Annotated in this window: 36 protein-coding genes; 18 read left to right on the top strand and 18 right to left on the bottom strand. The window is 58.6% G+C overall.

Going from position 1 to position 22,764, the window contains the following annotated elements:
- Positions 1-24: 24 nt before the first annotated feature.
- Together DXY35_RS07360 and DXY35_RS07355 are read right to left on the bottom strand one after the other, a co-directional pair.
- Positions 25-1,539 carry a hypothetical protein gene (locus DXY35_RS07360; RefSeq protein ID WP_115081769.1) on the bottom strand — a complete coding sequence of 505 codons (1,515 nt, stop codon included), beginning with the start codon at positions 1,537-1,539 and terminating at the stop codon, positions 25-27.
- 144 nt (positions 1,540-1,683) lie between these two features.
- Entirely contained in the window at positions 1,684-2,247 is a 564-nt protein-coding gene (locus DXY35_RS07355) for a glutathione S-transferase family protein (RefSeq protein ID WP_115081768.1), read from the bottom strand.
- A gap of 287 nt (positions 2,248-2,534) precedes the next feature.
- Between DXY35_RS07355 and DXY35_RS07350 the strand changes: the two genes are divergently transcribed.
- Positions 2,535-2,915, top strand: coding sequence for a hypothetical protein (locus tag DXY35_RS07350; protein ID WP_244273012.1), 381 nt, complete (start codon positions 2,535-2,537; stop codon positions 2,913-2,915).
- Here DXY35_RS07350 and DXY35_RS07345 read toward each other — a convergent pair whose 3' ends face one another.
- Positions 2,916-4,220, bottom strand: a complete 1,305-nt coding sequence (locus DXY35_RS07345) for a Rieske 2Fe-2S domain-containing protein (RefSeq protein WP_115081916.1) — start codon at positions 4,218-4,220, stop codon at positions 2,916-2,918.
- A 180-nt stretch (positions 4,221-4,400) separates the two neighbouring features.
- On the opposite strand from DXY35_RS07345, the gene stpA reads away from it, so the two are divergent.
- The 5 genes from stpA (at position 4,401) to DXY35_RS07320 (ending at position 7,606) form a co-directional block, all read left to right on the top strand.
- On the top strand, positions 4,401-5,609 hold the full coding sequence (gene stpA, locus DXY35_RS07340; RefSeq protein WP_115081767.1) for a glucosylglycerol 3-phosphatase: 1,209 nt from the start codon (positions 4,401-4,403) through the stop codon (positions 5,607-5,609).
- A gap of 75 nt (positions 5,610-5,684) precedes the next feature.
- Positions 5,685-6,638 (top strand): arsenosugar biosynthesis radical SAM (seleno)protein ArsS, encoded by a 954-nt coding sequence (gene arsS / locus DXY35_RS07335; protein ID WP_115081766.1) that lies wholly within the window; start codon positions 5,685-5,687, stop codon positions 6,636-6,638.
- A 42-nt stretch (positions 6,639-6,680) separates the two neighbouring features.
- The gene (locus DXY35_RS07330) at positions 6,681-6,902 is read left to right on the top strand and encodes a DUF3721 domain-containing protein (RefSeq protein WP_115081765.1); all 222 of its coding nucleotides are present in this window, start codon (positions 6,681-6,683) and stop codon (positions 6,900-6,902) included.
- Between the two features lie 3 nt (positions 6,903-6,905).
- A complete protein-coding gene (locus DXY35_RS07325; protein ID WP_115081764.1) occupies positions 6,906-7,301 on the top strand; it encodes a hypothetical protein in 396 nt (131 codons plus the stop codon).
- Positions 7,302-7,405: 104 nt separating this feature from the next.
- Positions 7,406-7,606: a hypothetical protein gene (locus tag DXY35_RS07320; RefSeq protein WP_244273010.1), complete on the top strand. Its 201-nt coding sequence runs from the start codon at positions 7,406-7,408 to the stop codon at positions 7,604-7,606.
- A 15-nt stretch (positions 7,607-7,621) separates the two neighbouring features.
- Here DXY35_RS07320 and DXY35_RS07315 read toward each other — a convergent pair whose 3' ends face one another.
- Positions 7,622-8,077 (bottom strand): Fur family transcriptional regulator, encoded by a 456-nt coding sequence (locus tag DXY35_RS07315; protein ID WP_115081762.1) that lies wholly within the window; start codon positions 8,075-8,077, stop codon positions 7,622-7,624.
- Positions 8,078-8,223: 146 nt separating this feature from the next.
- Between DXY35_RS07315 and DXY35_RS07310 the strand changes: the two genes are divergently transcribed.
- Both DXY35_RS07310 and DXY35_RS07305 read left to right on the top strand, forming a co-directional pair.
- On the top strand, positions 8,224-8,490 hold the full coding sequence (locus DXY35_RS07310) for a DUF3764 family protein (RefSeq protein ID WP_115081761.1): 267 nt from the start codon (positions 8,224-8,226) through the stop codon (positions 8,488-8,490).
- The gene (locus tag DXY35_RS07305; protein ID WP_115081760.1) at positions 8,490-8,723 is read left to right on the top strand and encodes a TIGR02450 family Trp-rich protein; all 234 of its coding nucleotides are present in this window, start codon (positions 8,490-8,492) and stop codon (positions 8,721-8,723) included. The genes DXY35_RS07310 and DXY35_RS07305 overlap by 1 nt, the downstream gene beginning before the upstream one ends.
- Before the next feature lie 36 nt (positions 8,724-8,759).
- Here DXY35_RS07305 and DXY35_RS07300 read toward each other — a convergent pair whose 3' ends face one another.
- A complete protein-coding gene (locus tag DXY35_RS07300) occupies positions 8,760-9,011 on the bottom strand; it encodes a hypothetical protein (protein WP_115081759.1) in 252 nt (83 codons plus the stop codon).
- Between the two features lie 42 nt (positions 9,012-9,053).
- Positions 9,054-9,767 carry a putative 2OG-Fe(II) oxygenase gene (locus DXY35_RS07295; RefSeq protein ID WP_115081914.1) on the bottom strand — a complete coding sequence of 238 codons (714 nt, stop codon included), beginning with the start codon at positions 9,765-9,767 and terminating at the stop codon, positions 9,054-9,056.
- Positions 9,768-9,822: 55 nt separating this feature from the next.
- Here DXY35_RS07295 and DXY35_RS07290 point away from each other — a divergent pair, with 55 nt between their 5' ends.
- From DXY35_RS07290 to DXY35_RS07280, 3 genes are all read left to right on the top strand, one after another.
- Positions 9,823-10,335: a hypothetical protein gene (locus DXY35_RS07290; protein WP_244273008.1), complete on the top strand. Its 513-nt coding sequence runs from the start codon at positions 9,823-9,825 to the stop codon at positions 10,333-10,335.
- 406 nt (positions 10,336-10,741) lie between these two features.
- Positions 10,742-11,743 carry a hypothetical protein gene (locus tag DXY35_RS07285; protein ID WP_244273006.1) on the top strand — a complete coding sequence of 334 codons (1,002 nt, stop codon included), beginning with the start codon at positions 10,742-10,744 and terminating at the stop codon, positions 11,741-11,743.
- Positions 11,744-11,786: 43 nt separating this feature from the next.
- Positions 11,787-12,134 carry a hypothetical protein gene (locus DXY35_RS07280; RefSeq protein WP_244273004.1) on the top strand — a complete coding sequence of 116 codons (348 nt, stop codon included), beginning with the start codon at positions 11,787-11,789 and terminating at the stop codon, positions 12,132-12,134.
- On the opposite strand, the gene DXY35_RS07275 is transcribed toward DXY35_RS07280, so the two are convergent.
- From DXY35_RS07275 to DXY35_RS07265, 3 genes are read right to left on the bottom strand one after another with little or no spacing between them, the layout of a single operon-like run.
- Positions 12,135-12,701, bottom strand: a complete 567-nt coding sequence (locus tag DXY35_RS07275) for a pyridoxamine 5'-phosphate oxidase family protein (RefSeq protein WP_115081757.1) — start codon at positions 12,699-12,701, stop codon at positions 12,135-12,137.
- Positions 12,698-13,615 (bottom strand): histone deacetylase, encoded by a 918-nt coding sequence (locus tag DXY35_RS07270; RefSeq protein WP_115081756.1) that lies wholly within the window; start codon positions 13,613-13,615, stop codon positions 12,698-12,700. The genes DXY35_RS07275 and DXY35_RS07270 overlap by 4 nt, the downstream gene beginning before the upstream one ends.
- 40 nt (positions 13,616-13,655) lie before the next feature.
- A complete protein-coding gene (locus tag DXY35_RS07265; RefSeq protein WP_115081755.1) occupies positions 13,656-13,907 on the bottom strand; it encodes a hypothetical protein in 252 nt (83 codons plus the stop codon).
- A gap of 259 nt (positions 13,908-14,166) precedes the next feature.
- Here DXY35_RS07265 and DXY35_RS13190 point away from each other — a divergent pair, with 259 nt between their 5' ends.
- The 3 genes from DXY35_RS13190 to DXY35_RS07255 are packed head-to-tail and all read left to right on the top strand — an operon-like array spanning position 14,167 to position 15,173.
- On the top strand, positions 14,167-14,292 hold the full coding sequence (locus tag DXY35_RS13190; RefSeq protein WP_006850800.1) for a hypothetical protein: 126 nt from the start codon (positions 14,167-14,169) through the stop codon (positions 14,290-14,292).
- A complete protein-coding gene (locus DXY35_RS07260; protein ID WP_115081754.1) occupies positions 14,289-14,687 on the top strand; it encodes a hypothetical protein in 399 nt (132 codons plus the stop codon). Before DXY35_RS13190 ends, DXY35_RS07260 begins: the two co-directional genes overlap by 4 nt.
- Positions 14,688-14,690: 3 nt before the next feature.
- Complete coding sequence (locus DXY35_RS07255) at positions 14,691-15,173, top strand: DUF427 domain-containing protein (RefSeq protein ID WP_115081753.1); 483 nt, start codon at positions 14,691-14,693, stop codon at positions 15,171-15,173.
- Between the two features lie 81 nt (positions 15,174-15,254).
- On the opposite strand, the gene DXY35_RS12680 is transcribed toward DXY35_RS07255, so the two are convergent.
- Together DXY35_RS12680 and DXY35_RS07250 are read right to left on the bottom strand one after the other, a co-directional pair.
- Positions 15,255-15,413: a hypothetical protein gene (locus DXY35_RS12680; RefSeq protein ID WP_170950551.1), complete on the bottom strand. Its 159-nt coding sequence runs from the start codon at positions 15,411-15,413 to the stop codon at positions 15,255-15,257.
- A 155-nt stretch (positions 15,414-15,568) separates the two neighbouring features.
- Positions 15,569-15,766: a chlorophyll a/b-binding protein gene (locus DXY35_RS07250; RefSeq protein ID WP_115010181.1), complete on the bottom strand. Its 198-nt coding sequence runs from the start codon at positions 15,764-15,766 to the stop codon at positions 15,569-15,571.
- 144 nt (positions 15,767-15,910) lie between these two features.
- On the opposite strand from DXY35_RS07250, the gene DXY35_RS12440 reads away from it, so the two are divergent.
- Positions 15,911-16,141 (top strand): hypothetical protein, encoded by a 231-nt coding sequence (locus DXY35_RS12440; RefSeq protein ID WP_115010180.1) that lies wholly within the window; start codon positions 15,911-15,913, stop codon positions 16,139-16,141.
- 358 nt (positions 16,142-16,499) lie between these two features.
- On the opposite strand, the gene DXY35_RS12435 is transcribed toward DXY35_RS12440, so the two are convergent.
- The 4 genes from DXY35_RS12435 to DXY35_RS12430 form a co-directional block, all read right to left on the bottom strand.
- Positions 16,500-16,784, bottom strand: coding sequence for a hypothetical protein (locus DXY35_RS12435; protein WP_137006726.1), 285 nt, complete (start codon positions 16,782-16,784; stop codon positions 16,500-16,502).
- On the bottom strand, positions 16,753-17,682 hold the full coding sequence (locus tag DXY35_RS07245) for a pectate lyase (RefSeq protein WP_137006725.1): 930 nt from the start codon (positions 17,680-17,682) through the stop codon (positions 16,753-16,755). Before DXY35_RS07245 ends, DXY35_RS12435 begins: the two co-directional genes overlap by 32 nt.
- A gap of 362 nt (positions 17,683-18,044) precedes the next feature.
- Positions 18,045-18,194, bottom strand: a complete 150-nt coding sequence (locus DXY35_RS12675; RefSeq protein ID WP_170952030.1) for a hypothetical protein — start codon at positions 18,192-18,194, stop codon at positions 18,045-18,047.
- Positions 18,195-18,366: 172 nt separating this feature from the next.
- Complete coding sequence (locus DXY35_RS12430; RefSeq protein ID WP_136975384.1) at positions 18,367-18,555, bottom strand: hypothetical protein; 189 nt, start codon at positions 18,553-18,555, stop codon at positions 18,367-18,369.
- Positions 18,556-19,480: 925 nt separating this feature from the next.
- Between DXY35_RS12430 and DXY35_RS07225 the strand changes: the two genes are divergently transcribed.
- Complete coding sequence (locus tag DXY35_RS07225) at positions 19,481-19,696, top strand: hypothetical protein (protein WP_114987852.1); 216 nt, start codon at positions 19,481-19,483, stop codon at positions 19,694-19,696.
- A 124-nt stretch (positions 19,697-19,820) separates the two neighbouring features.
- Here the strand turns inward: DXY35_RS07225 and DXY35_RS07220 are convergent, their stop codons facing one another.
- A complete protein-coding gene (locus tag DXY35_RS07220; protein WP_232202457.1) occupies positions 19,821-19,982 on the bottom strand; it encodes a hypothetical protein in 162 nt (53 codons plus the stop codon).
- Between the two features lie 125 nt (positions 19,983-20,107).
- On the opposite strand from DXY35_RS07220, the gene DXY35_RS07215 reads away from it, so the two are divergent.
- Entirely contained in the window at positions 20,108-20,308 is a 201-nt protein-coding gene (locus DXY35_RS07215) for a hypothetical protein (RefSeq protein ID WP_244273002.1), read from the top strand.
- On the opposite strand, the gene DXY35_RS12425 is transcribed toward DXY35_RS07215, so the two are convergent.
- A complete protein-coding gene (locus tag DXY35_RS12425) occupies positions 20,295-20,633 on the bottom strand; it encodes a hypothetical protein (protein ID WP_137006724.1) in 339 nt (112 codons plus the stop codon). The two genes, DXY35_RS07215 and DXY35_RS12425, sit on opposite strands and share 14 nt — an antisense overlap.
- A gap of 448 nt (positions 20,634-21,081) precedes the next feature.
- Positions 21,082-21,147, bottom strand: a complete 66-nt coding sequence (locus DXY35_RS07210) for a hypothetical protein (RefSeq protein ID WP_371681757.1) — start codon at positions 21,145-21,147, stop codon at positions 21,082-21,084.
- Between the two features lie 225 nt (positions 21,148-21,372).
- On the opposite strand from DXY35_RS07210, the gene DXY35_RS07205 reads away from it, so the two are divergent.
- Complete coding sequence (locus DXY35_RS07205; RefSeq protein WP_115081747.1) at positions 21,373-21,561, top strand: hypothetical protein; 189 nt, start codon at positions 21,373-21,375, stop codon at positions 21,559-21,561.
- The last annotated feature ends 1,203 nt before the right edge of the window (positions 21,562-22,764 follow it).

Below are 22,764 nucleotides of genomic sequence, written 5' to 3'. Positions count from 1 at the left end.
CAGGTGTGCAGAACCACAGCCGACTCAGGCATCGAGCTGGCTTTCGATCACATCCATGAGCTCCAGGTAGGCCGGTGCCCCGGTCTCACCGTTCTCGTTCAGAGCCATCTTGCTGCCCATGGCCTGATTGGCGTTGTCGGCAATCACGGCATTCACCACCAGCTCGAGGGCTTTGGGAACATCGAGGTTCTGAAGTGCCTCGGCGTAGCGACGGCTGTGGCTGGGCCGCACGGATTCCTGGCAGTAACTGGAGAGTTCACGGCTTTCCGTCATCACCCGGTAGGCGGTCTCCTTCACGCCTGCCCGCCCGTAAATCGCCATGTACAGCAGGTTCACCATCGAGGCGTCGTTGGCTGGGATGGCGTACTTGCGGGCGATCTGAGGCCAGTACCGCAGGGATTTGAGCCCCTCCAGTCCACCCTTGCGCAGGCCTGCGGCTTCACACCACTGCTCCAATTCCTCCATGGAATGGGGGCAGCGGCCTTGATCGCGCATCGCCTCGGCCATCACTTGCCCGGCCTGGAAGTTGCGGGTGGGGCTTCCGGAGACCGGCAGCATCATGCTGCCGCGCACATCGGCCACCATCGCCGTGAGTTGGCTGAAGGTGTGGTCCCGCACCCGCTCAAAGTCGCCATCGCGCACCAGGGTGGATTCAATCCTGGGGACGGCGTAGCCCAGTTCCGTGAGCGGAAAGGGCTGCCGGTGGTACAGCCGTTGACGGTCAGGGCGTGCCATCGACACGGTGGCCGCCTGGTCCAGGCACTGGTTCAGCAGCAGGGTCAGCAGCGTTGGCAACACCCCGGGATTGTCCTGATGGAAGCCGTAGCCGAAACCGGCGAACACCGAGGCCATGTTTTTGGCGGCCTTGATGAACTGCCCCTCCACGTTGTGAACACCGGCGGAGACCTGGATGTTCGGGGACAGTTGATCCATCAGTTGAGCCCCCAACATGGCCGTCAGGGCATTGGGATGGCAGAAATTGGCGGTGAAGCTGTCGAAGGGGTTGCGCAGAGCCCCATGGCGGTGGAAGCCGGAGAAGAAGGCGAGCTCGGGTTGTTGTTCGCACAGCACATAGGCGCTGTTGCTGATCGGGTCATGGCTGAAGGATCCCGCCAGGCAGGCCAGCACCACCTGCTCCCGATGGAGCTCCTTGCGCAGGCGGCAGGCTTCCTGGAGGTCTTCTTCGATGTGATTGCTGTTGGCGCTGAGCACCACAAGCTCGCAGCGCTGGATCAGATCGCTCAGGGTGTTGGCAACCAGCTCACCTCCGATGCGCTGGCCGCCCATGTTGAGCACGGTCTCCACGTGCTCATCGTCCATCGTTGCAATCGTCTCCTGGGGGAAGGCTCCTAGGAGGTCCCGGCCGGGGCGAGGGGCCAGCAGCAGACGCCCTTTGGCGTTCTGCATGGCGCAGTTGTAGGCCAGCGAGGCTGGATAAAGCCCGACGCTGTAGAACCCCACCTTGCCGGTCGAGAGCTCCTGCACGCGCCGACGGATTGCGCCGGCGTCGAGGCTCTGATCGAAGAAGGAATTGCGCATGCCGGCAAGACTAAGCAGCGTTCCCAATAGGACTGCTCACAGCAGACAGACACCAGTCCCTTGGGTGATGCGGAGTTGGAAGCATCGAGCAGGGCGGGAAATTAAATGAAAGAAAGACGTGAAATTCAACGGCAATTGAATGATTCAAAGGCCCATGATTGTTCTGTAATTCGGGTTGGATCGTGTTCGCTCATTGAGAGCCTGGATTTCGGGATAAGCGGAGAGGTCTTCGTTGGGATAGAAAATGGGGAGATAGCCGAGGTATGCATTGACTGCACAGTCTGCTGCGGTCCAGCAATCCCCCACCAGAAACTGTTTCTTGGCGTAGATGTCATTCAGAGTTGCCATCAGTCTGGGGAACTCCCGCTCCTTATTGGAGGGAACGAACAAAGCAATTGCCAGTGTGGAGTTGGCGAAAAGAATCCACTGGCTGATCGAGGCGCGTGTTGCAGCGTCATGGACTTCGTTGGCGTAATTCTCAGACAAATACTGAAGAATGGCGCCCGACTCAAACAGCACCAAACCACTGCTTTCGTCTTTGAGGGCAGGCAGTTTGCCGAAAGGATTGACCTCCAGGTAGCTCGCTGCAAGGTTTTGACGAGCTGCCAGGTCAATGTTGACGTATTCGTAAGGAATTCCTTTTTCTGCTAAATACCATTTCGGCATTGAAACACGAGTCTTGGGGCCGCCGTAGAGATAAAGCGTCATCGCTGACTATTAACTTTCTCCATGCTATCCATTGGGATGAACCAGTGACGTTGCGTGGTGCAAGCTCTGATTGGGTTTGATGTCAATGTTGCCCGCAATTTGGATGCCTTGTTGGACGCATTGATGGGGATCCCGTTGTGTTGGGCATGTGACATGTCAATCTTTTGCTTCGGCGTGCACGCAAAAACATCTCGTCGATAGCGGCCTGATGTGGCTGTGCGGGCGTCATCACGGGCAGGACCGGGTCAAACACGCTGTAATGCGTTCAAATCATTGCCCAGAGGCCTGTGACCAGCCGTGATCTGCTGATGGCGTATCGCTGGCCTGCAGCGGTTGTGTTGTCCAGCCTGGTTCTGGCGGTCACGGCCGCCAAACTGTTGAGTCGGCCCATCCCCATCGCGATCAAGGGCGGATTGCAGGTCGACAAGTTGGTGCTTCCGCCCAGTGTCACCATCCGCTCCGATACCCCTTTGCCGGTCGTGGTGCAGGAGCAGGTCACCATTGGTGGCGCTGCGCCCCTGGCGGTTGAAGGAGCTGTGTCCGTCACAGCGGAAGACCCGCTTGCGGTATGGGCAGACGTGTCTGTCGACAACAAAGTCACCATCGGCGGCAAGGTCGACATCCAGGGCAAGGTCAAGCCGACCTTGCTTCCTGTTCCGGGGCTCTGATCAGCGGTTGCGGGGGGCCTGGCCGTTGCCGACGGTCAGACCCTGCTCCCAGCCGTTGAGTTGCCGCAGTGCCACGGCCGACAGTGCGGCAGTGACCAAGCCTGTGCTGCTCCAGCCGCTGCCCTGCTGGATGCCCACAAGCACGGCGGATCCCCAGAGCAGGGCCCAGGCCCAGGGGCGTGCCGCACGAATCCGCTTCAGCGCCGACGAGCAGCTGCGGCAATGGATGGTGTGGCTGTTGTATCGATCCATCAGCGCCGTGGTGCTTTGCCGTGGAGGTAGGGGTTGTCCTGCAAAGGGCTCGCCGCCGTTGGCGTTCAACCAGCGATGCAAAGCCGCCACGTAGACGTCTGCCGTTGTGGGCATGAAAAAACTGCGTTCCACGGCGGGGCTGCCGCCGGCTCGCTCCAGCACCCGCTCCTGCCAGTGCAGGAACACCTGATCGTCTTCCAGCACCTTGTGATTGCCGATGTGTTGCAACCAGCGGGGCCTTAATCCGATCAGCAGCCGGGGGACGACGGATTGGAACTGGAAGGGGAAGCGGGCGAAGAGGCGGCACTCGCCGCGGCGAATCGGAACGGCGTAGACCACCGTGAGAATTCGCCCGAAGCCCTTGGCGGTGAGGTCATGCCACATCAGCTGCGGGGCATGAAAGGTGGTGGATTGGGCGCCGAGTTTGCCCCGACGCGGCCCCTCCTCCCAGTGGGCCGTGAAGCCGCCGGCGTCTTCCCCCGTGATGGAAGCTTCCACCGGCGCGGCGTTCTCCCGTTTGCCGACGGTCTTGTGGTGGGTGAAGGGAACGTGGCTCACATCCAGCACGTTCTCCAGCAGGGTCACGGCATCCATCGGCAGGTCCCGGAAGGTGTCCTGCACCGTCCAGCTGTCGGGGTTCTCCTCCAGGGCTGGCACCAGGGGGAGCTGGCTGGGGTCTGCGGCATCGGGGGCCCCCATCCACACGAACAGCAGCCCCTGCCCCGTGGCTGTGGGAAGGCTGGCGCAGCGGGATCGACGGTTGTTGGGCTGGGTGTTCTCGAGAGCCTGCGGCACGCGCTGGCACTGGCCGCCGCCGTCGAAACTCCAGCCGTGATAGGGGCATTCCAGTAGCCCTTCCTCGTTGATCCGCCCTTCGCTGAGGGGCACCAAACGGTGGGGGCAGACATCCGGGAAGACCCGCCAGCTCGATGCGGCGCGATCCCACCAGATCACCAGATCCCGTTCCAGCAGTGTGAACCGGCTCGGCTGATTGGGGTCGAGGTCCTGCACATAGCTGATCGGCCACCACTGTTCGGTCCAGGTGGGGTGCATGGCAGGAGCATCAAGGCCGTCATGTTCGCTGGCCGGATGGCTTGGCTGCGGTGTTTCGCTTGTCATCCGTGCTTCTGACTGCCTCCCCCCACTGGACTTCTTACGGGTTTGGCACTAATCAGTTGCGCGATGAAAGTGCACCGCTGTTCCGTCGGCTGCAGCGACCTCCCCTGAACCTCCATGCCCCGTTTGACGCCCGACCAGTTGCTGCAGGAGCTCAGCGGTGCTGAGGATCTGCTGATCGTGCAGGACCTTGACGGCGTCTGCATGCAACTGGTGAAGGATCCACTGACGCGGCGCATGGACCCGTCCTATGTGGATGCGGTCGCCGCTCTGGATGGTCAATTTGCTGTGTTGACCAACGGTGAGCATGAAGGGCGGCGCGGGGTGAACCGCCTCGTGGAGCAGGCCCTGGGGAATTCCGATCTCCCCAGACATGAGGGCCGTTATCTGCCAGGCCTGGCGGCTGGAGGGGTGCAGCTGCAGGATCGCTTTGGCGACCTGAGCCACCCCGGGGTCTCGCCGGCGGAAATGGCGTTCCTCGCTGCAGCCCCCACCCGAATGGAAGCTCTCCTGATGGAGCGATTGCCGGGCCTGCTGCCGCAGCTGGGTGTGGATGATCTGGCCGAGGTGGCCAAAGCCGCGGTGTTGGACACCCAGGTGTCACCCACCATCAATCTCAACGGGATTTTTGAACTTGTCCCCGCTGATGTCAGCACTCAGCAGGCCCTGCAGACGATGCTCTCGGAGCTGATGCATCAGTTGCTGGCTGAGGCTGCAGGCCAGGGCCTGGAGGAATCGTTTTTCCTGCATGTGGCTCCCAACCTGGGCCGTGATGCGCAAGGTCATGAACGGATCAAGCCCGCTGCTGCAGGTGATGTGGGAACCACCGACATTCAATTCATGCTCACCGGCTCCATCAAGGAGGCCGGCCTTCTGGTGCTGCTCAATCAGCACATCCAGCGCCGTTGGGGTGAATCTCCCTTGGGTGAGACGTTCAATGTGCGAACGGCTCCCCACGATCCCGAAGCGCTGTTGGCGTTGGTGCAGCAGCGCATCCCCTCGGAACGGATGCCGTTGCTGGTGGGTGTGGGAGACACGGTCACATCCACGGCATCGACTGATGGCACGGGCTGGTTACGGGGTGGGAGTGATCGCGGTTTCCTCAACCTGCTGCAGGACCTCGGTGCCTGGTGCGGTCGATCCAATCGCGTTGTCCTTGTTGACAGCAGCCATGGAGAGGTGGATCGCCCCAGCCATGCCGATGGGACTTTGCGAGGCATCACCGATCCGGAGGATCCCCTGCGGATTGACACGCTCATGCCCGATGGTCCGGAGCAGTACATCGCCTGGTTCCGTCAGCTTTCTGAGCGTCGCCGGGTGGGTTGATCAGCTGCTCAGCAGCGGGAGCATCCGTTCCTTTCGGCAGGACATGTTCTGTCTGGAAGAATCAGCCTCATCCGCATGGAGCCGGTGGCTGTTGTTGAGACCGTTTTCCCGCCCCTGAAGCGCGGACAGCTCACAACGTTGCAGGTCAATCTCGGCTACCGCTGCAACCAGAGCTGTGCCCACTGCCATGTCAATGCAGGGCCCACCCGCACCGAGATGATGAGTGCGGATCTGCTGGCGTTGATTCCGCAGATCCTTGAACGGCATTCCATTCCCTGCCTCGATCTCACGGGGGGAGCACCAGAGTTGCACCCGGGTTTTCGCGCGTTGGTGCGCCAGGCACGTTCACGCGGCACCACCGTGATTGACCGCTGCAATCTCACGATCCTCAGCGAACCCGGCCAGGACGATCTGGCTCAATTCCTGGCGGAGCAGGGCGTTTGCATTACCGCCTCCCTGCCCTGTTACAGCGCCGAGAACGTTGACCAACAGAGGGGCGATGGCGTGTTTGAGCGCAGCATCAGCGGACTGCGCCAGCTCAATGCCCTGGGCTATGGAACGGGCGATCCAAACCGGCAGTTGGATCTCGTCTACAACCCGCTGGGTCCGGTGCTGCCTCCTCCCCAGCAAGCCTTGGAGGCGGATTACAAGAAGGTGTTGGGCGGGTTGGGAATCCGTTTCGATCGTCTGCTCACGTTGGCGAACATGCCCATCCAACGTTTCGCCAAGCAACTGGAACGCAGTGGCGATCTGCAGCGTTATCAGACCCTTCTTGAGGATGCGCACAACCCGGACAATTTGGGGGCTGTGATGTGCCGTCAGCTGATCAGTGTGGATTGGCAGGGCCATCTCTACGACTGTGATTTCAATCAGCAGCTCGGCCTGCCCTGCCCCGGTGAGGTGCGTCACCTTCGTGATCTGATCCAGCTTGAGGCCGTTCCTCTGGATCAGCCCATCCACACGGCCCCGCATTGTTTCGGCTGCACCGCTGGCGCCGGCTCAAGTTGTGGCGGGGCGCTTCAGGGCTGATCAGCGCGTTATGGGCATAGTGGGTGGATCTGTGAAGAGGCCATGCCGCTGCAACGCATCTGTTTTGCTGTCTCCGCGTTGATGCTCACGGCGACAACGGCCATGGCCGGATCCCACGGCAAGCCCAAGCAGGCGGTGTTCAAAACGCAGGCTGAAGCTGAGGCGGCGGCCCCAGGCTTTGGCTGCACGGGGGCTCACCAGATGGGCGAGATGTGGATGGTCTGCGACAAGCACGGTGATGCAGGCCACCACGGGGCTCACTGATTCATGACTGAAGGCGGGCATTGCGGCAGCAAGCCGAAGCGGATCGCGATCGGCGTGGCTCCCCTCGGCACCATCTCCATTGGCATCGTGCCGATGGGGGTGATCTGCATCGGTGTGGTGCCGATGGGTGTGGTTTCGATTGGTGTAGTTGCGATGGGCGTGATTAATGCCGCCATCGTCGGGATGGGATTGGTGGCGGTTGGTGTGAACACCATGGGGGTGATCACGGCCGGCCCGATGAGCATGGGCTTGATTCAGATCCGCTCCACCACCAACCCCCGCTATCTGGCCTATCCCAGTCGCGAACAGGCGGAGGAACAGGCGCGCCAATTGGGTTGTGAGGGTGTGCATCGCATGGGCGATCGCTACTGGATGCCCTGCAACGAGCATCCTCAGTAAGCAGCCCGCTCGTCCGCTTCACAAAAGCTTCGGAAGACTTGTGTTGCTCACACCTTTTCAGGGGCTGTGCTGCTGGTTTCAGTGTGCGAAACAGGGCGCATCTGATGTCACCATCGTCGCCACGCCAACGTCTTCAAAACCTGCTCACTGCCCGATGGTTGGAGATGGGTGAAGTGTCGTTGATGCATCACCGCCAAGTGCAAATCTTGCTGAACACTTTGAGACGGGAAAAGGAACTGGTGTCAGTCGAGCTGATTGAGCTTCTGGTGGCTGATCTCTACGACAAGGAATTTCGCGCCGAATGATTCAGGTGTTGCGATCTATCCCTGACATTTGGGGCAGATCGCACGAACGTTCAGGCTCGATTCAATCAACTGAAAACCAACATGGGCGGCGGCGGCAGCTCCTGCTGCCAGCACAGTTTCACTTTCGAATTCCTCGGTGCGGCCGCAGCGGATGCACACCACATGGTGATGTTGGCGGTGATCGTCAACGGCGAGCTCAAAGCGTCGCCCCCCCTCACTGAGCTCCAGTTCCTGGAGCAGACCCATGTCGGCCAGCAGGCGCAGGGTGCGATACACCGTTGCCAGAGACACCTTCATCTCAAGGGCCGCCAGCTGCTGGTGCACCTCTTCGGCACTGAGGTGGCAGCCGGACCCACATCGCTCGAACAGCTCAAGAACCCTTTTGCGCTGCGGGGTTAGACGGCGGCCGTCCTGATGCAGCCCCTGCTGCAGAGTGGTGTCCGTAGCGGCAGGGGCAGATGACGATGTCACAACTTCTCCTCGCTCATTCTCAAGAGTAGGCCTTAATGAGAGTGCTGTCTTGCCCTCAGGATCAGGTCCCTTGTCGAATCCCAACGGTCGCCGATGAGGACGATGAACGTTGGTGATAGCGTCCGCCGACGCTGTTGTTCTGGTCGATGGAAACCCACGTCCTCACCTTCACCATCACCAAGTCATTTGCCGAATGGGTCGCCACCTATGACGCATCCCTGCCGCTTCAGAAAATCGCTGGCATCACTTCGCTCTACCGGGGTGTCAGCAAGGACGACCCCAGCAAGGTTTGCGCGGTGATGCAAGCCGCCCCCGGGGTGATGGAGCAATTCATCTCCGACAACACCGACATGATCGCGGCTTCGGGGCACGTGATTGAGAGCACCGTGAGTCAGGTGTTCGTCGCCAGCTGATGGCCTGGCGTCCTGCCCGGGCCTGGACCAGCCAGCGCCCGGTGGCCGGTTACCGCCATTTCGAGCTGATCACGCAAGGCGGCCGTGGTCCGCTGCGGTGGGTTGAGTTGGCGGCTGTGCTGGCACCGTCGCATCGCGAGCGGGTGCTCTGGAGTGAGCTCAAGGATCCAACCCGTTGGAGCAGCGGCTGGCAGTCCATTCCGACGAGCGATGAGGATTCTTCAACGCAGTGATCCACACCGGGTGCTGCGCTGGAGCAGCATCTGAATTCAGCCCATTCCCTTCTGCGACTCGCGGAAGGCCTTGAGTTTGTCGATGTCCTTCTCTTCGTCGATGGAATAGTCCGTCAGGATCAAGGCCTTGCCGATGGTCCCGAGGGCGTATTCGATCCGGTCGAGATCGCGGCGCCCATCGTCATCCAGTCGTGCTGCACGAATCACCTCAGGGCGCAGCTGGTCGGCCAGCTGCTCCAGCGCCTTTGCAATCGCTTTGGCTTGTTGGAGCGGCGCGGAGTCACCCATGAATCCTGAACAGATGCAATCGGACGACTCTGACAGTTCTCCTCAGAATCCTTTGGCCGTGGGTCGCTGACTCGAGAGCGAGACGTTGCCCAGGGGTTGTTGCTGGGGGGCGGGCTGCTGCATCGCTGTGGGCGGAACACCGGGGGCCGCCACCACATTGAACGCCAGCGACCAGCGTTCCCCGTCCCCGCGGAAGGGCATCACTGAATGGGGTTGCCAGGCCGGGAACACATAGAACTCTCCGGGCACAGGCAGCACGTAGTGCGCCATGCCGGTGCGGAACGACTGAATGTGCCAGTCTTCCGGGCCGTGGAAGCAGAGTTGGCCATCAAAACTGTTGGCGGTGATCTGCGGTGGCACTTTTAGAAAGATCACTCCGGAGAAGCTGCCGCCATGGGTGTGGGTGGGGTTGTAGTCACCGGCGGTCTGGCAATTGAGCCAGAGATCAATCATTTGCAGGCGGTAGCGACCGGGAACCCAGGGGCCGCGACCCTGGGGAGGTTGACGGTCCATCACATGGCGGATCCAGCGATCACAGGCCGGCAGCAGGTGGTTGTTGCTGAGCTCCTGCACGCCGGGTTGATCAGGCCTCAATTCGCGCTGCTGACGCAATTGACCCGCCAGCTTCGCTGATGCATCGGGGCTGGACTCGGGATGGGCGAGCACGCTTTCGCTCAGCGCAGTCAGCTGTTGGAGCAGAGGATCCGGAAGGGTGCCCCGAAGGATGGAGCGGGGAAACAGATCGAGAACGTCCACCAAGGCTTGGTCTGCTGCAGGCCATCGTGGCAGCCCCAAAGTGGGTGCACCGTTCATGACGATCCTGATGCTGCGCCACGCCCTTCTGGTGCCTCTGCTGCTGGGGAGCTGCGTCGCTGCAACGGCCGCTGATCTCCCTGGGCAACAGGGGCCTACAACAGCGCTGCTGCAGGGCGGCCCACTGCAGCTCAGCACCCGTCGTACGGCTGAGCTGTTCCCGGACGGCAACCGCATCTGGAAGGTTGAACTGCATCGCGGCCCGCGTCTGCTGGCCAGCTGGCCAGCGGCCAGTGGTGTGGCCCGGCGCCAGAGTGCTGATCGCCGCTGGAGCCCCGGCAATGCAGCCCCTTTGCCCGCTGGTGAGTACAGCCTGGGGCGTCCGGAACCGTGGGGGCATGATCTCTGGTTTGATCTGACCCCTCGCTTCGACACCACCCGAAGTGCTCTGGGCATCCATCGCTGTTACCCCGGCACGGGTTGCATCTGCATTCCCGAGCGGTCTGATATCGATGCGCTCGCCAGTTGGGTCAAGGCAACTGGGATTCGCAGCCTGAAGGTGGTGAACTGATGGGAGAGCCTTCATGTGCAGCTGTCCCAAATTCGGTCTCGAACGGAATTTGTGAATGTCGAAAAATCGTCGCCGACTGTCCTGCAATCTCGTTCTTTTCGGCTCATGATGCGTGGGCCAAGCCGCTAAGGGGCTTGGAAGCCGGGCCGAGCGATGCCCGACGGGAACTGCGATTTGGCTTCGGCTTTGGCTGAGGTCAAATCCGTTCGTTCTTAAGACATTTGGTTGTGTATCCCTAAACACCGATCCGTCCGTCAACGTACTTTCGTGGTCGAATCGCTCCGGTGGTGCATCACCGTCGACCACACAACATTCCTTGATCACGACACGTCTGAGTGGCTTGGAGCACCGACGTTCCTCCTAGAGCTCCTTAGAAGGAAGGCAAACCATCGGCTTGATCGGATTCATGGACGTCAGCATCTGGATGCTTGTCGGATTCCTGCTGGCGGCCTATTCCGTGGTGGCGAACGATTCGCTCCAGACCCTCGGCACTTATCTCTCCTCCAACCGGAAGCGCACGCCGAAGACCGTGCAGATGCTGTTCATCTGCACGGTCACCTGTGGAGTGCTGCTGTTGGGCTGGTTCCTCAACAACGGTGATCCCACCTGGGGCCGCCTCAGTGTTCCTGGCAAGGAGTTTCCTTGGCCCGAGTCGTTCACCTGGGTCTACGTGATTCCACCGCTCGCTGTTGTGGCCTTGACCCAGTGGGGAGCACCGGTGAGCACCTCATTTCTGGTGTTGTCATCGTTCATGCCAGCCAACATCGGCACGCTGCTCAGCAGTTCGCTGACGGGGTATGGCCTCGCCTTCGGCGTGGGTCTGGCGGCCTATGGCCTGGGGTTGTGGTCGCTGGAGTGCTGGGTGTTCTGTCGTTCCCAGGACGGCAAAGACCCCAGCAAGGTTTGGTACGGCCTGCAGTGGTTCTCCACCGGCTTTCTCTGGTGCATGTGGCTGGTGCAGGACCTGGCCAACATTTTTGTGTTCCTGCCGCGCCAGTTGGACCTCGTCCCGATGCTCCTCTGCACGCTGGTGCTCTGCGTGGGCCTCTGTGTTCTGGTGGCCACCGGTGGAGGGCCGATCCAGGCCGTGCTCCGCACCAAGACCAACAGCTCCGATTTGCGTTCGGCCACGCTGATTGATCTGTTGTTCGGCCTTTGTCTGCTCTACAAGGCCTTCATCTCCAGCTTCCCCCTCAGCACCACTTGGGTGTTTCTGGGGCTGATCGGCGGCCGTGAGTTGGCCTTGCGGATCAAGCAACAAACATCAGATCTGCCGTTCACCAACAGGGTGGGGGGAAGTCTGGCCAAGGTCATCGGCACGGATCTCTGGAAAGCCGCCGTAGGCGTTGTGGTGAGTGTGGTGATCGCCCTCAGCATTCAGCCCCTCGCTCAGCTCACCGCAGGCTGACCCCAGTGGTCAGCGCTCCGATCCATGGCTAGGTCAGAGAGGGATGAGCCTCTCCATGGCCCGTTGTGTTGTCTTGTCGCTGTTGCTGCCCTGGTTGGTGGGCGGGTCTGCCTTGGCCAGACCTGAGCCGCAGCTCAGCGCCAGGCAAACCATCCTTGAGGCGAATCGCCACCTGATTGCCGATGGCTGGCGTCCCGCGCCGGAAAAAAAGCCAACGCCTGAGGAGCGGCGCTGGGCCTCTGTAGCTCTCAAGAGCCTTTCGGCCTGTTCCGGCACGGGCGTTGGCTTCTGCCGCTTTGATTACCGCCGAGACCTGCAGCGGCTGTCGGTGGTGACGGTGCCCAGTGAACCGGGCCGACCGTCGGTTGGTCGCGTTGAGCGATGGTGGTGATCAGGGGTTCAGCGGTTGCTCTTGCCAGAGCGTGTCCGCGTTCCAACGCGTGCGTTGATGGGGATGGGGGCCGAGGTTGAGCCGCTCAACGCTGATCACCTGCAGCCTCAGCACCACGAAATGCTCTGGCAGCGGCGCAGTTTCAGCCAGTTGATCGGGGAACGCCGCCGTGGAGTCCAGCGGATCCGCCGGGGTGGGCCAGCCCCAGACGGCCCGTCCTGTGTCGGAGAGCTTTTGCCAGCGCTGCTGGCAGAGCTCAGGTTGTTCGGTGGCTGTGATCAGCTTCACCCTTCCCCGCAGGCGGTACTGCTGGCGGGCTTTGGGGAACAACCAGCACAGTTCAGAGGCTCCATCGTTGGCGAGTTCCGTCACCTTCTCGCTGCGCTGATCGCTGAACAGTTCGAGCTGGTCTGCACCGGCCCAGCCGCGGAACACCAGGGTTCGCACCCGGGGGGCGCCATCGCGTCCTGTGGTGGCCAGTTGCACCCAGCGGGCGGCAACGGAGCGTCCCTCCCGCTGCATGGCCGCGCGCAGCAGAGGTCTCCAGGGGGGGATTCCCTCAGTCATGGAAGGTTGAACAAGCGAGCCTGCTCGGCAGCAGCACGCACCACGATGGCGTGGCGCTGCACCAGGGGAGTGAGGGCGTCGTAGCCCCCGCCGATCACTGTTGCGGTAGGAATCCTGCGGCGCAGACAGGCATCGAGCACGAGGCGATCGCGCATGTTTAATCCCGCGTCGCTGAGGGCGAGGCGGCCGAGCCGATCATCCCGATGGGGGTCGACGCCCGCGTTGTAGAGCACCAAGTCCGGGGCGATGGTGTCCAAGGCATCGGGCAACCGGTCGGCAATGGCAGCGAGATAGTCGTCGTCGTTGGTGCCGTCGGCGAGGGGGATGTCGATATCCCCGTCCACTTTGCGCAAGGGGAAATTGCTGGCGGCGTGCACCGAAAGGGTGGTCACCCTGGGGTCGTCTTGAAAGCAGGCCGCTGAACCATCCCCTTGGTGCACATCGAGATCCATGATCAGAATTCGCCGCACCTCCCCTGTTCCCAGCAACACCCGAGCAGCGACAGCACAGTCGTTGAAGATGCAGAAGCCGCTGCCGAAGCCCGGGTGGGCGTGGTGGGTGCCGCCCGCCAGATGGGAGGCCAAGCCCCGCTGGAGAGCCAGTCGTGCCGTCAACAGGGTGCCTCCCACAGCAAGCCAGGTGCGCTGCACCAAAGGCCGCGTGGCCGGAAGCCCGATGCGACGTTGCTCCGGTCGGGTCAGGCGATCACAGCTGAAGGCTTCGTGATAGCTGCGCGGATGGACGCACTCCAGATCTCTGCGGGCGATGCTCAGGGGCCGATGCACTTCGTCGGCCTGCACGACCCCCTGCTCCAGCAGGAGTTGATGCAGCAGCCGGAACTTCGCCATCGGGAAGCGATGGGTGCTCGGCAGCGGCGCGGAGTAGTGCGGGTGGTAAACGACCGGCAGCGGCAAAGGGTTGTCTCAACCGGGATGGCTCAGCCCCATTCAAGGGTCAGGCAGGCTGTTGGTGCAGCAACCAGTCGTTGAAGCCACTGGTGTTCAGCTCGCTGATGCAGCTCTGCAGTTTGCGCAGATGGCTCTGCTTGATCTGGGTGAGTCGCTGCCCTTCCTGGGTTGTTGGCCCAACGCGGATGCGCTGCTGATTGAGCAGGTCCATCTCGCGGTCGAGATGTTCCATCAGGTTGAGCAGGGCGTAGCCCTGCTTGATCTCCTGCACGCTGAGCTGCTTAGCGAAGTGACCCATAGAGCAGCCCTTAAGGATTGCTTAATTATCCCATGATGAGGCGTGCTGGACTCACGAAGGCGCGATGAAAAGGGCCTCCAGATGTTCCGGAAGCCCTGGGTCCGTGTGTGAGGGGTGTCTCGTCCCCCAGATCAAGTGTGCTGGCAGCGGCCCTGCGAAGGATGAGCAGGTTGTGGCAAAGGCATGTCCAGGTGTGACTGGCGTGTTCGCTGCTTCTTCAGCTCGGACTGGTTAAGGTCCGCAGGATTGGGGACATGGCATGGGTGATTACACAACAGCGATCTGGGTCACCATTGGCCTGACGGTCGCCTTAACAGTCCCTGTTGTTTGGCAGTTCCTACAGCCCAACGATGATGATTTTGGCGACCTCACCCGCAGAAAGTGAGTCAACACGACGCCGTCACCATCCGTTGCTGGCAATTGACGGGTGAAACAGCACTGGAGGACATGGTGCTCGGTGTTGATGAACGCGCTGTCTGTGATGGGATCAATGTGCTCTCGTCCGACGATTTCGATGCCTGTCTGGCCATCGTGGTCTGTCGCATCGGGCCCAATTTCTATGCGCACCTCTCGCAGGTGGCGGGGCATTACAAGGGTGACGCCAGTGGCATCTGGGACCGCAGTCGCGGTTCCGGTGCTCCCGAAGGGACGGCCTATGAGATCAAACCCCTCACGCGCATCCATCGTGTTCCCGAGGCGTTGATCGGTCCCGACTCCCCCGAAGGCATTGCCGTGTCCCACCGGGTTGCCGTCATGCACTATCTGCTCGACATGGGGTAGGCGATGAGGCCTGTTGAAAAGGTTTCGAGCTATCCCCGTCCTCCACTGATTGAGCTTGTGTCCGGTTCTGTGGAGATCTGGATTGCAGGGCAGCAGATCGCCCTGGATCAGCGTTATGTGCGCGTGTGTGAAACCTTCCACCCCCCCACGATCTATCTGCACCCTTCAGCGTTTTGCCCCGGCACGCTCCACCCCTCCACGGGACGGCCTTCGTTCTGTGAATGGAAAGGAGTGGCGGCTTACTGGGATGTGAGTGCTGCTGATGGAACCGACCGCCGTGTTCGGGCCGGCTGGAGTTACCCCAAGCCAACAGAGGCCTTCTCTCTCCTGACCGGATGGATCAGTGTTTATCCCCGCCGCGTGGATCGCTGCAGGTTGCAAGGAGAGGACGTTCTTGCTCAGCCCGGAGAGTTTTATGGCGGATGGATTAGCCCATGGATCCAAGGACCTTTCAAGGGAGATCCCAATCATCCCGAGTTGATCTGATGACTTTGGAGTGAGTGGACTCACTCCGACAAATGATTAAACAGATTTATGTCTTCGTCTGCTACGGGCTTGAGGTGCCTGTCAGTTCTTGGGGCGGTGGAAGGGGGCTGCGGACGACTCGAGCTTGGCGTGGGCCTTGTCTGCCTTTCTCAAGATCTTCTGAGCTTCATCGCGGGTCAGGCACTCTTCAGCGGCGAGCTGGAGGGACTCGAGGCGTGAATGGGCGGTGCTTGTCTTCATCTCTTCATAACCGATTCATAACCTTTTATCGCAAAACGCCTGCAACATCAAGCGTTTCAACCCAAAAAATGTGATCTGTCAGCGCTTGGCGACGGCCAATGGGGTGAGGAACGCGTGATTTCAATGGCACGATCAGCCCCATTGGCCTGATCGATTCAGTTGCAGCCGAACACGCCAAAGGTGATCTGGCTCACGATCCCGTGCCCCGTCAGAGCTTCCGTCAGCACGCCCACCACGAAGCCGATCATGGCGGCGCGGCCATTGAGGAGCTCTGCACGTTCGAAACGCTCGCTGCGGATTTGAGCTGCTGCGGCGCTTTGGAACCAGTCGTCGTTGGGAGTTGAAGAAGCCATTGCTCATAGTCAGATTGCGAAATGTTAAGGCCCTTGTAACGGTTTGTAAATGGGTGGTGCTTCGGCTTCCTAAGAAGCATCACCAATTGCTGCCAAGCAGCTCGGTCCGTAGCCAGACCGGATGTAGGTGCAACCGCTCCAGTCATGTCAACGTCGCGAAACCGAGCCCATAGCCGCTTCTCCTCCCGTCGAATCGACCAGGAGCTGCAGGGAGCTCAAGACGCTTTGATTGCCTTTGAGGGGTATGGCTCCAATGGGCCAATGCTGCATGCCTCGGCATTGCAGCGGCCTGCTGGTCGGCGCTCAGGCACCTGGGTCGACAAGCTTGTCGAGCCGATTCATCAACTCCTGGCTGCGTTCAGCCGCCGGAATTGAATGAACGGGTGGTGCGAACACCGCGTTGTTGATTCCTTCGTTGTTGGGATCCAACGGCCAGGTGGTGAAGTTCCTCTGGATTCAATGGACGCACTGCAGACATCAGTGCGTCATCAGTCCAATAGTCGGGACTATCGAGAACTCCCAGCCGCAATGGGCAGGATGGGCCAGAAATCATGGCTTCTCCTTTAAGGATGTCTTCAGCATGAAGCATCACAATTCCGATGGGTTTGGACCTCCTGCTCCAGATTTAGTGTCGCCTCAAAGCGGGATCCCTTGCACTGGATGCAGTGCTGCTGTTGCGTTATCTGGCCACTTCACGCATGTTCACTGGGTCTTAAGTGAGTGTTGACGTCCACTACATCTGGTGTTTGGTGATTATTTTTTTCATTGCATCAAAGATTGGTGCAGATCGCCGGGTGATGGGGATTGCCTTGGCTATTGAGCCGCTCCAGGGACGGAACGGTTTTTTTGTCTGCACCAGACGATTTATACCCTTGGTGCCCTGTGGATCAAGTCCGCTGAGGCTGGATAAGGTCAGCTGTGCATCTGCACCTGAACCCCTTGCTTGGAGAGTGGCAAGGCGGAGGCCGGGCGCATTGAGCAGTTGTTCAGTGGCTTGGTTGCGGTTGAGCGTTGCCAAGAAGGATGTAGGTTCTCAATAAGTTCAGACCAGCAGCGAGATAGAGGAGAAATTCGGCCCACTCCTGATCGATATTGATCACAAGCTCCGTTCCCGACTCTGTCGCCACGAAGTAAGACAGAAATGCCGCGCAGAAGAAGAGGGGCCAGAAGTATCGCGGAATGAAAAAGTTGCTGTTGGAAATCGGACCTTCATCAAGGATCGTTGTGCGCATCTTTCGAATTGAAGGCCGCCACAGCACCAACACCAAAAGCACGACCGAAACCAGGAAAAGATTGAGGTCGAGGTAATTCTGGAAGAATTCAAGGTTGTGGAGCGTTGTCTGGTTTTGGGCGTTGACTGCAGCGATGTTCTCCGGTGTTTTCCAGCCGAACAGGATTTGCCCCCAGGCAATCTCTTCCAGGCCAACCAACAGCATCACGAAAGCAATGATCGCGTAAACCACTGAATGCAAGCGCATGGACAAGCGCTGGCGGAAATCTTTGGAGATGAGCCACCCGATCCAAGCGGATGTAAAAAGAATCAGGGCTTGTGAATACTCGAGAATTCCTCCTTCGCCAAGCAGGCGTTTGTAGCGATAAATGTCCTGAACAGAAAGTTTCAGTAAAACAACGCAGCCGATGAGGAATGATGCAAGGGCGAGCATGAAAAAAGCTCGTCGTGCGTGTGCTGAAGGATTGTTTTCCGACAGCAGTGTTGTTATGAATGCTGAGTTGCGAAAAATTCGTCCTACCGCGACCAAGATCAAGCCAGCTGTACCAAGTTGCAACTCAGGCCAAGGCGAAGCATCAAGCCAAAAAGCGCTGATGAATTTATAAAGAGAGACCCCGAGAACAGCTATTCCAAACCACACAAGGGCCTGGCCGCAGATCCGCTGCACCGTTTTCTGTCTGGTCAAGCTCTCGGATCGCCTCTTCCTTGGGGACGAATCAGCCTCGAAGTCGTGCGTTAGGGGGCGATTCACGAAGTAGTCTTCTCATTAAGAGGAGGTTATGACGCGATCGCGTGGATTTGTGCCAGGGGAATCAGGATTCTTATCCGGTCACCCGGGCATCTCGGAATAACGCAGTAGTCGAACCAGTGAGATCGATCTTGGGGGGGGGTGGGACCTCAACCAGCCAATCTGGCTTGCCGAATCGATTCAAAATCGATACCCATCACTTTGGTTAGAACGAGGTATCCGCCCCAAGCGACAACGTTGAGGCCAAGGGCCCAGAGATAGAGCGTGCGTCTGGCTTGGGTTGAGTCATCGCGCATCGGTTATTTCCGGTTCAACAGGCACCAAGCACCATAAAGGGCAAGGCCAAGCAGGATCCAGGGAAAGATTGCGCGCAGCAGTGTTAATCCAATCAGGACGACCACAAGTGTGATCGCAGATCGCTTCACCATGGCTTTGCTGCTGTCAGTCATGAACTGCCAGCGGGGAATCAAGGCCATTACAACAACGATGCTGAACAGCGTTCTAGGAGACTTGGACGCAAATTGCCAACCTTTCTCTCAGGCTGGTCAATTCGCCGTTCAAGGCTCTGGTTGGATGCCTGTTAAGCCGCTGTTTTTGGTTCTTATGAATCAGCTTATGGCTTCAGCAATCGTATTCGAGATGAGATTTCTGCTCACGCTTGCCAAAATCGGCCTCTTTCATCTGTGATTCGTCATAAGCCCAGTCGCTGTAAATCCTTGATTCTGAAAAGCTCTTTTTAAGACGAAGTGCAGTGATGCGTTGGCCAAGTAGTTCGAACGACCACTTTGCTGCTGAAAGAACCTTGCCCATGACACCTCTTTGCAACGCTACCCATGTGATAGCCCATGGATATCAATTGCACATTGGTGCATATGCTCATTGAGGCTCGGTTTGATTCAAGCCTCCTCGACGGAATCATCGGCGTTTTGTTTGATGGCCTGTTGGCTTCGTCTTGATTCACAGTTCCGGCACTCCTGTTGATCCAAGCCAAAGAAATTCAGAGGTTTGATGTCACCGCAGCTGATGCACTGACGTCCCTCTGCTGGGGGGGCTTCAAAGGCCATGCTGGTCACTCCTTGGTGTTGATCGGTGTTGGTTTGATTCGTTCTGACAATTCCTGGGGAGACCATAGGCGCCTCTGTTGATGGCACTGGGGGCAGTCCCCTCTCAGGCTCGAGTGCATGTGACCACAGTGCGCACAACAAATCAGTGCCATGGCTGTTGTTGCTGATGCACCACGCTGATTGTTCAGATCGCATCAGGCATCGGTGTTTGTCCCTAGTTCGATCCCAAGGTTTGGCGGTTCTCAGGATTTATCAAAGATCTTTTGCAGGGCAGTTCGCTCGTTTTGAAGCGAATTCACCCTCATGGGGTTGCCCAGTGGCCTTGGCTGCCGGGGTCGATTCAAAAAGACCTTGCTGAGCCACCAGAGCTGAAGCCCGACAAACGCCAGGGCCAGTAGTGCCAGTTCAGTTGCCCCCTGCATCAGTAGTGCTTGCCGCGATTGTCGATCGCATCTGTTTTAAAGCACTCCAACTCTTCGGGTGTATGCAATGGGGGTTTCTCCTGTTGGCCAGTCCATCGCCGAAGCAGCTGCAGCAATCGTTTCATCCCTTGAAAGTTGGTTCATCACAGCCATGTGCCATCAGGCTAGGGCAATCCTGATTTCATTCGGCATCGAATTAATTGATGCCATTGGATTTAGACTTGTCCGAAGTGGAACAGTTTGTTGCTCGTGACCTTTAAAGAGCTTGTGGCCAGTTTCAACAAACAAGGCACGAGCTGGGATGAGCTTTGTCTTGAAATCAGGTGTGAGAGCTGTTTTGCATCGGTTTTTGATGAAGTGAACGAGCAAATGGGCTCTTCAAGTGATGTACTTGCTCGGCTTGCCGATGAATTTCCCAATCACTACAAGAGTTATGCCAAGGAGAGGGGCCTGGTTCAGCCTTGATCAAGAGGTGTGAGAGAGGCAGTAGGTCGTGACACCACCCACCAAATCAAGCAACCACGCCCGAAGAGGTCTCCCTCTCACCTTCAAACCCTAGTTGTGGCTCGGGCTTCCGTCAGCCCCGGGTTCACCGAGAGGCAGCCAAGTTCGCTTTCGCTGCCTTGAGGGCTTCCTCGCAGGCCGCTCGGTCTTCGCTGTCGATGTCACCCTGACTGCCGTTCAAGCGTGCCTCCAGGAAGGCGATCTCATCAATCCAGTAGGCCCTGTCTTTGCCTTGTTGATCAGTCACGCGTTTGGAAAGGTGCCAGTCCGTCGCACCCTTCATAAAGGAACGCTGCCCAGGCGGCTGCCACCACTGTCTGGTTTGTTCATGGCTTTGGGCTTGTGCGCTTAGAGGACGCAGACTGGGTGGATGTGAACAAGGACCGCATCGCCATCGACGAGATGTCTCCAGTTACCCCAATGACCGCCCTGGTCATCGATGCCGATGGGCATCTGACCTACATGGGTGAAGACGGATGCCGCCGGCAGATTGTGGGTGATCCAGAGCTCTTGGCGCGTTTGCAACAGCTGCAGGGGAAGGACTGCGCTGACGGCGATGTCAACGGCGATTGACAGTTGTAGCTGGTCGCGCCAGACCTCCCAAGACCAGCCGAAGGTTTCTTCTTTCTTCGGGGCTGAATGAGTCTTTTGACCGATGGGCTGTTTTGCTCGCTTTCCTTATGACGAGCAAAGCCATCTTGAAGTCATGGACACAATGTTTTTCGTTGGCGTGAATGCGGGTCTTCTGATCCTTCTGATTTTTGGTCTTGTATCCGCCAAAGCCAAGATCAAGGCTGGCCGTAAAGAGATCATCTGAGCCACCAACGGCGCGGGTTTCATTGCTGGTATGGGCAAGAAAAAAAACTCCGGCGCGTGACGGCACCAGGAATCTCTTCATCACGAAGATCAAAGTCCTGTCGATTTGGTCAGGGCCTTTCCTCGGTGGTCGTCAGAGCTGCCAGTGCTCTTTCGACTTGTTCAATCTCCTTTTTTTGGGGTGGGGGTGCGAACGCCCCTGTAGGGGGGGCAAACGGGTTGTCGTTCAGAGTCCTAAACCCAATCATCTGAATACTTTGTCTTGGTGGCGCTCAGTTCACGTATGTCTTCTGTGAGGTGCTGTGCTGCCCACATGCCTCTGACGACTTGGCAGACGCCTTCTTGGTCGCAAACCCTGTAGTACTCGAAGCCCTCTGGAGCGGTGGTGAGTCTGGTCTTGGTTCCTTTCATGTTCTTGATCGCTGCTGACCCAACAGATAGGCAGCAAAATGAGTCCCGACTAGGCGAATTGAGACAAAGGGTTCGGCTTGTTATAAATCCTTGGATGGCTTAACAGGCGGAATTTCAATTCAGACCCTTGGAGCGATGTGGGTAACCAGGTCAGCGTTGATCGAGTTGATAACGCTGATGTCCACGTCCGCGACCTGGAAGAGGGTGGGGGCTTGGGATTTTTGTCGCCACCTGCGATCACTTCGGGTACGTGACCCTCGGTCAATGCCAAGTGCTCGGCAGCTGTCGCCTCAGGCAGGGCTTACTGGCCCCAGGAGCGCACCCTCTGAAGAGCTGTGAGTCTGGGGGTTCTGCTCATAGGTGAACCCGCACAACGGAGTCGTATTGCCAGGTGCTGCCATCATTGATCGATGGCAAAGAAATCCAAGAAGTCGAAGAAGGCGAAGCAGCCCTGCTCAGTCCTGCTTTGGCACAAGACCTACATCAAGCGGATCAGGCAGCGGTTTGGTCTGAGTAAGTACCAAATGCTCTGGATCACCTTCGTTAAGGGTCTGCTGATCGGCTTCCTCCTGGCACTCGTAGTTCACGCCATCAACTAGCCAATGGACGCCACTCAGAAGTTCGTAGAGAGGCTCATCGAAAGACGAATGCAGAACACTGGGGAGTCCCAAGCGGTAGCCACTGCAAACGTTTTAGCGGCCTTCGAGAAGCTCAAGAGAAACGAGGGCTAGTGGGTATTAATTCCCATCGTGGTTGCTGAATCCACAGTCGTGCCAAAGGATTTTTTACATTCACTTCACGCAGAGTTTGCGACTTCTCTGGACAGCTCGACTGGAGAATTCAGATCAGGCGGGTAATGCACGACCCGCCTTTTTTATGCCCGTTTTTGACACCGCGTGGCTCATCTGTGGAGGCTTAGCGGTCATCCTTACCTCCGCACCCAGGCCTCACTTCATAGCTTCAACGGGTCTGAATGCAGAGCTGCATCAGGCAGTTGGACGGTCTCCAGTTCTGAGGGGTTCTGGAGATTTTTTTATTTGCTTCCCATGGACCAAGCCGAAATCGACAACTGGAAGAACATCGCCGAAAGCATGGAGGCCAAGGGGGACACGGAGAGTTGGTTTTACCGTCGCGCTCGCGCAATTGCTGATGGCCAGCCTGATCCCATGCCCAACGTGTCAGAACTCATGGGAGGCACTGCTGCCTGATCGCATGAGTGGGAGACGCGGGCGAGGGAACCCGCGAACATTCCGTCTCCCAGAGCGTTTGCTGTGGTTCTCGCGCCAGGTGGATCATCACCTGGATTCGCATGGTCCCCACCAAGGCCTACTAAGGCTTAATGCCTAATTTGTGTTCAGGGGGTTACACATGGGCACCCGCCAAACCAATGTCTTAGGGAAGGCTGTGGTGCCCTCATTGCGTCGCGCATGAGGGGGTATGGCTGGAGGGGCCTACCCCTTTTTTTGCCCGCCTCGTGTGCAACCCACCACCCGTCAAATAACGCTGAACTGACTCCCCGACCGGAAAGAAAGGGAGTCAGCTTTTTTGGACAGCGCCCCAATGACTGTGGATAGGCCATTGGATGGAGATGCCCAGCACAGGAACCTCCAAAGACACCATCGCCCCTATCGTGAGCTGCGCTTTTTCAGATGAGGCGATGGCAGCGACCAAATGAATCGCTGAAACGTTGTGGAAATTGAAAACGCTGAACTGACCCCTCAGAGGAAGTAAGGAGCCAGCTTCTGATCAGCGCCCAATGGCATTGCCTAACCATTGGATGGAAGGCTCATCCGACTGAAACT

The organism is Synechococcus sp. N32 (genome assembly GCF_900473895.1).
Taxonomy (GTDB): domain Bacteria; phylum Cyanobacteriota; class Cyanobacteriia; order PCC-6307; family Cyanobiaceae; genus Parasynechococcus.
This window is presented reverse-complemented; position numbering and strand designations above follow the sequence as displayed.